The organism is Sandarakinorhabdus oryzae, assembly GCF_009733735.1.
Taxonomy (GTDB): Bacteria; Pseudomonadota; Alphaproteobacteria; order Sphingomonadales; family Sphingomonadaceae; genus Sandarakinorhabdus; species Sandarakinorhabdus oryzae.
Genome location: NZ_WNJP01000121.1, coordinates 1 through 8,550 on the forward strand (window position 1 = coordinate 1; position 8,550 = coordinate 8,550).

At 66.1% G+C, this 8,550-nt stretch carries 18 protein-coding genes; 15 read left to right on the top strand and 3 right to left on the bottom strand.

Annotated features, from left to right (window positions below; all coding sequences use genetic code 11):
• A partial coding sequence (locus GJ693_RS11405; RefSeq protein ID WP_156256426.1) for an ATP-binding cassette domain-containing protein occupies nt 1-195 on the bottom strand: 195 nt, incomplete at its 3' end.
• Between the two features lie 84 nt (nt 196-279).
• Here GJ693_RS11405 and GJ693_RS11410 point away from each other — a divergent pair.
• The gene (locus GJ693_RS11410; RefSeq protein WP_197042140.1) at nt 280-906 is read left to right on the top strand and encodes an inner membrane-spanning protein YciB; all 627 of its coding nucleotides are present in this window, start codon (nt 280-282) and stop codon (nt 904-906) included.
• Between the two features lie 3 nt (nt 907-909).
• Here GJ693_RS11410 and pspF read toward each other — a convergent pair whose 3' ends face one another.
• Nucleotides 910-1,962 carry a phage shock protein operon transcriptional activator gene (pspF, locus tag GJ693_RS11415; RefSeq protein WP_156256428.1) on the bottom strand — a complete coding sequence of 351 codons (1,053 nt, stop codon included), beginning with the start codon at nt 1,960-1,962 and terminating at the stop codon, nt 910-912.
• Nucleotides 1,963-2,139: 177 nt separating this feature from the next.
• Between pspF and GJ693_RS11420 the strand changes: the two genes are divergently transcribed.
• The 13 genes from GJ693_RS11420 (at nt 2,140) to GJ693_RS11480 (ending at nt 6,845) form a co-directional block, all read left to right on the top strand.
• Nucleotides 2,140-2,277: a hypothetical protein gene (locus GJ693_RS11420; RefSeq protein ID WP_156256429.1), complete on the top strand. Its 138-nt coding sequence runs from the start codon at nt 2,140-2,142 to the stop codon at nt 2,275-2,277.
• Nucleotides 2,278-2,390: 113 nt separating this feature from the next.
• Nucleotides 2,391-3,059 carry a phage shock protein PspA gene (gene pspA / locus GJ693_RS11425; protein WP_156256430.1) on the top strand — a complete coding sequence of 223 codons (669 nt, stop codon included), beginning with the start codon at nt 2,391-2,393 and terminating at the stop codon, nt 3,057-3,059.
• 4 nt (nt 3,060-3,063) lie between these two features.
• On the top strand, nt 3,064-3,333 hold the full coding sequence (gene pspB / locus GJ693_RS11430) for an envelope stress response membrane protein PspB (protein ID WP_156256431.1): 270 nt from the start codon (nt 3,064-3,066) through the stop codon (nt 3,331-3,333).
• Nucleotides 3,334-3,365: 32 nt separating this feature from the next.
• On the top strand, nt 3,366-3,554 hold the full coding sequence (locus GJ693_RS11435; protein WP_156256432.1) for a PspC domain-containing protein: 189 nt from the start codon (nt 3,366-3,368) through the stop codon (nt 3,552-3,554).
• Nucleotides 3,555-3,608: 54 nt separating this feature from the next.
• Complete coding sequence (gene pspC, locus GJ693_RS11440; protein ID WP_156256433.1) at nt 3,609-3,989, top strand: envelope stress response membrane protein PspC; 381 nt, start codon at nt 3,609-3,611, stop codon at nt 3,987-3,989.
• 28 nt (nt 3,990-4,017) lie between these two features.
• Nucleotides 4,018-4,308, top strand: coding sequence for a hypothetical protein (locus tag GJ693_RS11445; RefSeq protein WP_156256434.1), 291 nt, complete (start codon nt 4,018-4,020; stop codon nt 4,306-4,308).
• 10 nt (nt 4,309-4,318) lie between these two features.
• A complete protein-coding gene (locus tag GJ693_RS11450; RefSeq protein ID WP_156256435.1) occupies nt 4,319-4,597 on the top strand; it encodes a hypothetical protein in 279 nt (92 codons plus the stop codon).
• A gap of 13 nt (nt 4,598-4,610) precedes the next feature.
• Nucleotides 4,611-4,937 carry a hypothetical protein gene (locus GJ693_RS11455; protein WP_197042141.1) on the top strand — a complete coding sequence of 109 codons (327 nt, stop codon included), beginning with the start codon at nt 4,611-4,613 and terminating at the stop codon, nt 4,935-4,937.
• A gap of 43 nt (nt 4,938-4,980) precedes the next feature.
• Complete coding sequence (locus GJ693_RS11460) at nt 4,981-5,235, top strand: hypothetical protein (RefSeq protein ID WP_156256436.1); 255 nt, start codon at nt 4,981-4,983, stop codon at nt 5,233-5,235.
• A gap of 25 nt (nt 5,236-5,260) precedes the next feature.
• On the top strand, nt 5,261-5,497 hold the full coding sequence (locus GJ693_RS11465) for a hypothetical protein (RefSeq protein WP_156256437.1): 237 nt from the start codon (nt 5,261-5,263) through the stop codon (nt 5,495-5,497).
• 42 nt (nt 5,498-5,539) lie between these two features.
• On the top strand, nt 5,540-5,962 hold the full coding sequence (locus GJ693_RS11470; protein ID WP_156256438.1) for a SufE family protein: 423 nt from the start codon (nt 5,540-5,542) through the stop codon (nt 5,960-5,962).
• On the top strand, nt 5,959-6,411 hold the full coding sequence (locus GJ693_RS11475; protein ID WP_156256439.1) for a PaaI family thioesterase: 453 nt from the start codon (nt 5,959-5,961) through the stop codon (nt 6,409-6,411). The genes GJ693_RS11470 and GJ693_RS11475 overlap by 4 nt, the downstream gene beginning before the upstream one ends.
• Nucleotides 6,408-6,845, top strand: coding sequence for a PaaI family thioesterase (locus GJ693_RS11480; protein WP_156256440.1), 438 nt, complete (start codon nt 6,408-6,410; stop codon nt 6,843-6,845). Before GJ693_RS11475 ends, GJ693_RS11480 begins: the two co-directional genes overlap by 4 nt.
• A gap of 200 nt (nt 6,846-7,045) precedes the next feature.
• Here the strand turns inward: GJ693_RS11480 and GJ693_RS11485 are convergent, their stop codons facing one another.
• Nucleotides 7,046-8,119 (bottom strand): glycerophosphodiester phosphodiesterase, encoded by a 1,074-nt coding sequence (locus GJ693_RS11485; RefSeq protein ID WP_156256441.1) that lies wholly within the window; start codon nt 8,117-8,119, stop codon nt 7,046-7,048.
• Nucleotides 8,120-8,225: 106 nt separating this feature from the next.
• Between GJ693_RS11485 and GJ693_RS11490 the strand changes: the two genes are divergently transcribed.
• Nucleotides 8,226-8,550 (top strand): hypothetical protein (locus GJ693_RS11490; RefSeq protein ID WP_156256442.1); only part of this gene is annotated, 325 nt, incomplete at its 3' end.

Genomic DNA, 8,550 nt, shown 5'->3' on the forward strand with positions numbered 1-8,550 from the left:
GCCGCCGCCCGACACGCTGCCGGCCTCGGGCCGCAACAGCCCGGCGAGCAGCCGCAGCAGCGATGACTTGCCGGCGCCGTTCGGCCCGGTCAGCAGCAAGGCGCCGCCCGGCTGAACCTGCGCCGTCACAGCGTCAAACAGCAGCCGCCCGCCACGCCGGCAGGCCAGATTGTCGATCACGAGTGCGTCCACCACGGCCCCGGCTTAATGGCTCGGGCGGGCTTCGTCACCCCCGGCGCACGGGTGACGCCGGGGCAATCTTTGGCTATCAGGGTGGCCATGCCCCCCGCCGCTGACCGCCCGACCCTGTCCACCACTGCCCGCATGGCGATCAATTTCGGGCCGCTGCTGCTGTTCTTCGGGGCCAGCAAGCTCGGCAAGTCGCTGTTTGAAAGCGGCCGCATCACCGGCCTGGCCGATGCCGAAGTGGCCAGCGCCGTGATTGGCACCGCGGTGTTCGTGGTCGCCAGCCTGGTCGCCGCGCTTTGGCACTGGGGCAAAACCCGCCATCTGCCGGCGGCCATGATCTTCACCACCGTCATCGTCGTGCTGTTCGGCGGGCTGACCGTCTGGCTGCAGGACAAGGCCTTCATCCAGCTCAAGCCCTCGATCATCTACGGCGTGTTCGCGCTGCTGCTGTTCGGCGGTCTCGCCACCGGCCGGCCGACGCTGCAGCTGGTGATGGGCGAAGCGCTGCCCGGCCTCACCGACGCCGGCTGGCGGCTGCTCACCCGCAACTGGGCGATCTTCTTCCTGGTGCTGCTGGCCGCCAACGAGATGGCGCGGCGCATGCTGGGCTATGACGACTGGCTCAGCTTCAAGGTGTGGGGGGTGACGGTGGCGATCTTCGTCTTCACGCTGGCCCAGGGCCCGCTGCTGGCCCGGCACGGGCTGAAGATGGACTGAGCTTCACTCGCCCAGCAACCCATGCCGCTTCAGGGCATGGCGCAGCTGGTCATAGCTGAGATTGAGTGCGGCAGCGGTGCGGCGCTGGTTGTGGCGGTGCTTTTCGAGCGCGCACTCGAGGATCTCCCGCTCATAGGCCGATACCGCACCGCGCAGATCGGTGATGCCGTCCAGCCGGGGCGGCGGCATCGCGGACGCATCATCAACCGGGCTGATGCTGGGCGGGGCCGGGGTGGCCGGTACCTGGCCTGCGTGCCCCAGGACCATCGATGATCTGGGGCGCCACGGCGATTCGAACGGATCGATCACCAATTGCCCGACCGGCCGTTCCGAATCGCCCCAGCGATAGAGCGCGCGCTCGATCACGTTCTTCAGCTCGCGCACATTGCCGGGCCAGTGCCAGGTCGCCAATTGCTCCTGGACCTTGGGCGTGAAGCCGGGAAAGCGCGGCCAGCCCAGCTCCGCCGCCATGCGGCGGGCAAAGTGCAGCGCCAATATGTCGATGTCCTCCGCCCGTTCGCGCAGCGGCGGCAGGGTGATGACCTCGAAGCTCAGCCGGTCGAGCAGGTCGGCGCGAAAGCGGCCGCGCGCCACCAGGCCAGGCAGATCCTCGTTGGTGGCGCCCACCAGCCGGACATCGACCGTCACCGGCTTGTTGGAGCCCAGGCGCGTCAGCTCGCCATACTCAACCACGCGCAGCAGGCGTTCCTGGGCCTGGGAGGAGAGGGTGCCGATCTCGTCGAGGAACAAGGTGCCGCCATCGGCATCCTCGAAGCGGCCAGCGCGGGCCCGCTGCGCGCCGGTGAAGGCGCCGGGTTCATAGCCGAACAATTCGGCATCGATCAGGTTTTCCGGCAACGCCGCGCAGTTGAGGCTGACCAGCGGCTGCGACCAGCGCGGAGACAGGCGATGCAGGCGATCGGCGATCAGTTCCTTGCCGGTGCCGCGCTCGCCAATCACCAGCACCGGGCGGTTCAAGGCGGCTGCCGCTGAGGCGCGCTCGACGGCGTCGAGGAAGCTCAGCGAGGAGCCAATCATCTGGGCTGGCGCGGCCATACGAGAAGTTGGCACATTTTCCCGATGTTTGGCAATTCTTGACATCCAAAAAAATGGATGCCGTCACCTCGCTCTTTATTTTTCAAGATGTTACGGCAACATCGGCACTTGGCACGACCCATGCAATACATCTGGCATGAGCGGCACCCCCCGCCGCCACACAACAGGAGAACGACAATGACGACCTTCGCAAACAACCTGAGCCGGAACCTGGTGGCCCTGATGGCCGCCCTGCTGATCGGCACCACCTTCGTCGCCGCCGCCACTGGCCCCGCCATGGTGACGCCGACCGCCAACAGCGATATCGTTGCGTGAACACCGCGACGATGGCTGGGGCCCTGGTTCCACTGAGTCGCCCCCTCGCAGTGGAACCGGCCCCGGCCATAACGCTGACTGAAGCCAAGTTTGAACTTCTGGAGATCCGACCGATGGGCATTTTTTCGCGTACCCGCGATATCATCGCCGCCAACGTGACCGACCTTCTCGACCGGGCCGAAGACCCGGCCAAGATGATCCGCATGATCATCATGGAGATGGAAGAAACGCTGGTGGAAGTTCGCGCGTCTGCGGCCCGCACCATCGCCGACCAGAAGGAAATGAAGCGCGCCATGATCAAGGCCGAACAGGCCGTGAAGGATTGGCAGGACAAGGCGGAACTCGCCCTGTCGAAGGGTCGCGAAGACCTGGCCAAGGCCGCGCTCGTGGAAAAGAACAAGGCCAAGAGCTTCATCGATACCACCCAGGTGGAGATCGACCTGCTGGGTGAAACGCTCGCGCTGAACGAAGCGGACATCGCCAAGCTCGAATCCAAGCTGCGCGAAGCCCGCAACCGCCAGAACGCGCTGTTCAACCGCATCGAGAGCGCCACCCAGCGTTCCAAGCTGCGCGAGATGATCCGCGGCCCGCGCGTGGAAGAGGCCTTCAGCCGCTTCGAGGTGCTGGAACGCCGCGCCGACATGGCCGAAGGCCGCGCTGACGCCCTGGGCCTCGCCGGCCCGCGCAGCCTTGATGATGAATTCGCCGCCCTCCAGGGCAATGATGAAGTGGATGCCGAGCTCGAAGCCATGAAGGCCCGCCTCGGCAAGTCGGAAGGCTGATCACATGGGCCCCGGAGAAGCAATCACCGCCGTCGCCGTTGTCGGCATGCTGTTTATCGGCCTGCCGGGCATGATCCTCCACTATCTGACCAAGTGGAAGAGCCAGAACGGCATCAGCAGCCAGGATGAAGCGCTGCTGGATGAACTGCATGACCTCGCCCGCCGGCTCGACCAGCGCATCGAATCCGTCGAACGCATCGTTGCCGCCGAGAACCCCAACTGGAAGGACAATCGGATCGCCGACCTGTCCGAACAGCGTCGCCAGCTCCGTTGAGCTGACACCGGCCCGAAAGGAGGGCCCTGACCATGAGCCGCCAGTTCCTGATCAACAAGCCCGAAGGCAAGATCATGGGCGTGTGTGCCGGCATCGCCGATTATTTCGGCATCGATGCCACGCTCGTCCGCATCGCCTTCGTCCTCGCCGCCATCTGCGGCTTTGGATCGCCGATCCTGATCTACCTGATTATCGGGCTTGTCGCGCCCGCCATCCGCTGAACCCACCTCCCTGGCGCGGCCTCGTTCCCGCGCCAGCCAACAGGGAAGAAGAAAATGTCTGCCAGCCGCACCCGCTTTTACCTCGACAAGCGCAATGGCAAGATCATGGGCGTTTGCGCCGGCATCGCCGATTATTTCGGCTGGGATGTCACGCTCGTCCGCATCGGTTTCGCCCTTGGGGCCATCCTGGGCAGCGGATCGACCATCCTCGCCTATCTCGTCATCGGCTGGGTCGCCAATTCCAAGCCCGCCATGCTGTATGACGAAAGCCCGGAACGCATGGAGTTCTGGCGCGATGTTCGCGTCCAGCCCAAGCGCACCCTGCGCGATGTCAACGCCCAGTTCCGCGACGCCGATCGCCGCCTGCGCGACCTGGAATTTCACCTGACCAGCGAAAGCCGCCAGCTCGCCGACGAGATCGAGAAGCTGCGCTGAACGCCCGCCGCTGAGGGGAGCCACTGCAATGACGTTCGAAGGTCCGCTCTTCGTCCTCGCCATCATCGCGATGAGCATGGTGGGTTGGGTGATCACCACGGCCATCCGCGCCCGCCACGGCTATCCGCTGGAAGGCGAATGGGGCGGCACGGTCAACAAGCTGAACCCGGAACTGGAGCGGCAGAACCAGTTGCTGGCCCAAGAAAATGACCTTTTGCGTGGGCGTATCGGTCGGCTGGAAGAGCGGTTGTCGGTGCTGGAACGCATCGCCACCGATGCCCCGGCCCGGCTGACCGCCGAAATCGAATCCCTGCGTTGAGGATCGTGCCATGACCGAAGATTCGATCTTTGCCCTGATCCCGATCCTGGGCATCTCCATCCCGCTGATGGGCATCCTGCTTGCCGGCTTCCGCCGCTGGGCTGACCTGAAGGAAAAGCAGCTGCAGGCCACGGCTTCGGCCACCGCCGAACAGGCCGCCCAATATGCCAGCCGCATCGCCACGCTAGAAGAACGGGTGGCGGTGCTGAACCGGATCGTCACCGATCGCAACGAGGGCCTGGCCGTGCAGATCGAAGCGCTGCGCGACGCGCCCAAGCAACTGAACTGAAAGGCTGCCCGCGATGGCCATCAATCCTGACATCATCGAAGCGATCGCTCCGGTGGGCATCACCGCCGTCATCGCATCGATGGGCGCCTGGGTGATCACCACCTGGCTGAAGGTGAAGAACGGTTACCCGCTGGAAAACAGCTGGGGCAAGCCGCTCTATCCCAACGGCGGCGGCGAAGCGATGGAGCGCATCCGGCTGTTGAGCCAGGAAAACGCCCAGCTGCGCGCCGAACTGGGCAGCCTGAAGGACCGCATGGCGGTGCTGGAACGCATCGCAACCGATCAACCCTCGCGCCTGGCCGCCGAAATCGACAGCCTGGCCACCAAGCAACTGAACTGAACCACCCGGCCCGCCCCCGGCCGGAAGAGAAGGAAACAGGGACATGAATCCGTTTGAAATGGTGGTGCTGATCGTGCTGATCGTCACGATTGGCCGGGTGTTTTCGGGCCGCTTCGGCAACCGCGAGCAGCGCCGCCTCGCCAAGATGGGCGTGCTGCCGGCCCAGGACAATGGCGAGAACCAGCGCCTGCAGGCCGAAGTGGCCCGCCTCAACGAGCGTATCCGCGTGCTCGAACGCCTGGCCACCGATCCGGCCAAGCGCCTGTCTGACGAAATCGAATCGCTGAAGAACGACTGAACCCGCTGTTGCGAGGAGACTTGCCATGCCCCCGGTTGAATCCCTCCTGATCCTGTCCACGGCCACGCTGGCCGGCCTCACCCTCGTCGGCGGCTTTGCCGCCTGGGGCTGGTCTGGCTGGCTGCGCCTGAAGACGCGCGAACTGGAAGCCAAGCCCAACAACACGGCTGAGCTGCCGGCCATCGGCCAGCGCATCGACCTGGCCGACCTGAAGGAACGCATCCGCAAGCTGGAAGCCATTGCGGCGGGTGTTGACCTTTAACCGCACTTGACCGGGCCGGGCCTGCACCGCATGGGCAGGCCCATGGCCATCACCACTTTCGATGATGTCGAGGCGGAATTCGACGCCTTCGACGATTGGGACGACCGCTACCGGCTGATCATCGCGCTGGGCCAGGCCCTGCCGGCCATGGACCCGGCCCTGAAGACCGACGCCAACAAGGTGCGCGGCTGCGCCAGCCAGGTCTGGCTGCACCCCACCCTGGAGAACGGCGCGCTGCACTTCACCGCCGACAGCGATGCGGCCATCGTGAAAGGCCTGGTTGCCCTGGTGCTGATGTTGGCCGATGGCCGCCGCCCGGCCGACATCGACGCCGGCGCCATCAAGGCCCGGCTTGATGGCCTTGGCCTGTCGAAGCATCTCTCCTCCAACCGCACGCAGGGCCTCGCCTCCATGATCGGGCGCATCGATGCGCTGGCGAGACAGTCCCAGGGGCAGACGGCATGAGCGATTTTGCCGATCAGGTCAGCGCCTTCATGGGGCCATTCCTCGGCCGCGTGCCGCACAACAAGCAATTGGGCCTGCGCTTCATCGCCAACGGCAATAACTGGGTGGAACTGCAGCTGCCCTATGCCCCGCATCTGCTGGTCGATCCCGATCACGGCATCTGGGCCTCGGGGCCGATCATCACGCTGATGGACACCGCCGTCGGCATGGCCTCCATGCTCACCCGCGGCGCGTTCGAGCCGCACGCCACGCTGGATCTGCGCACCGATTATGTGCGCAGCCCCAAGCCGCAGGCCACTGTGACAGCGCGCGGCGAATGCTATCGCATGACCCGCCAGATCGCCTTCGTGCGCGGCCTTGCCCATGATGGCGACCCGGCCGATCCGATTGCGCATGTCGCCGGCACGTTCATGTTTGCCGCCTCGAAACTGCAGGGTGGCTGGCAATGACGTCGCCCGCCCTCGCCACCTTGCTGCAGCAGCCATCGGGCCGGCTCGATCTGCTGCCCTACGCCGCCCTGCTCGACCTGTCGTTCGAACATGTGGACGGCGAATTGCAGCTGGTCATGCCCTTCGCCGAAACGCTGATCGGCTCACCCGGCCGGCTGCACGGCGGCGCCATCGGCGGCCTGCTCGAACTGGCCGGCCTCCTCACCGTGATCGCCACCCAGCCCGAAGGCGAAGCCCTGCCGCGCGTGCGTCCGGTCACCGTCACCGTCGATTTCATGCGCGAAGGCGCCACCCAGGAAACCCGCGCCGCCGCCAGCATCACCAAGCTCGGCCGCCGCGTCGTCAACGTCCACGCCCAGGCCTGGCAGGGTTCACGCGACAAGCCCATCGCGGCAGCGCACATCAATTTCGTGCTGGATTGGCCGGAGCGTTAAGGAAAGGGCGGCCTCCGTCGGGCAGGGACACAGTCCCTGCACCCGTTCGATTTCGAGAGCCCCTGTTCAACAAGCGCGCATTGGCGCCGCAGGCATTCGAACTGCGCCTGCGGCACGGCTCGCGACGTGAAAGCGCCGCCCAGAAACGAAAGTGGGTGCAGGGGCTCAGCCCCTGCCCGCCGGAGGCCACATAGTTTCCCTTATCGGCGCTCGGGCTGGGCCAGCGCGCGCGCCGCTGTGGCGGTTGAGTCACTGAACAGGCCATCGATACCCGTGGCGAGATAGGCGCGGATTTCGGCTTCGCCGTCGCCGATGGCGCGCGGATCATTGCCGCGCATGAAATCGACCGGGAGGAAGTAATTTTCCGGCCGGAAGGTCCAGGGGTGAACCTCCAGACCGGCGGCGTGGGCATCGCGCACCAGGCTGGTCGGTTGGCCGAGCTTGCCGTCGGGTCCGCGCGGAATGATCATTACGCGTTCCGGGCCGATCCCGGCCGCGTAGGTTGCCACCTGCTTCAGGCCCTCGGCACTGGCCAGCGCGGCATAGTCGTAGCCGTCGGCGGACTTGCCCTTGGCGCCCATCAGCTGAATCAGGCGCACGCCGGTCTGGGTTTTCAGGGCCTTCAGATTGTCCACTTCAAAGCTCTGGATGAACACCGGGGCCTCTGCCGTGGTCCAGCTGGCCGCCTTCAGCGCGGCCAGCAGCACCGGCTCGATCGGCAGGCCGATGCCCTTGAAGTAACTGGGATGCTTGGTTTCGGGATAGATGCCGATCGTGCGCCCGCTGCGAGCCGAGGCCGCCTTGGCCAGCGCGATGATCTCGGTCAGCGTCGGGATGTCAAACTGGCCGTCAAAGGCGGCGTTGGCGACACGCAGCTGCGGCAGGCGCTCCTTCGCCCGCAGCGTCTTCAGCTCGGCCAGGGTGAAATCCTCGGTGAACCAGCCGGTGATGCTCTCGCCATCGATGGTCTTGGTCGTCTTGCGATCGGCGAACTCGGGATGGCTGGCGACATCGGTGGTGCCGGAAATCTCGTTCTCGTGCCGTGCCACCAACTGGTGGTCCTTGGTGGGCACCAGGTCGGGCTCGATGAAATCGGCGCCCTGTTCGATGGCGCGTTCATAGGCGGCCAGCGTGTGCTCCGGCCGCTCGGCACTGGCGCCGCGGTGGGCGATGATGATCGGCGGGGCCGGGGGGGGCGCCGGAACGCCGGCGGGTTTCAGGGGAGCAGCAGCCATCAGCAGCAACACCAGCGGGGCAAGAGCAAAGCGCATCATGTTTATCGCCTAGCCGGCCAGCGTGACAGGAAAAAGGCGCGGCGAAACATCGGCAAATTCAAATACGTCCCTTGTTGCCCCGCCCGCTTCCCGGCAAGCTTGGCCGATGCCGACTCCCCCTTCAACGCTGCCGCGGCGTGTGGCCGCCATCGGGCTGCTGCTGGGCCTCGCCGCGGCGCCGCTGATCGGGCAGGCGCGACCGGGGGTGATCGGCTTTTCGCCGGAGGGCGCCGTGGCCGCACCGCGCCAGATCGTCGTACGCTTTGGGACACCGATGGTCGCGCTGGGCGGCACGGCGCCGGCCCCGATCAGTGGCGCTTGCGGCGCCGGCGGCGCGGGCCACTGGCTCGATCCGCAGCGCTACGCCATCGATCTGGCGGCGGCGTTGCCGGGCGGCCGGGCGTGCAGTTTCAGCCTGGCGCCGGGCCTGA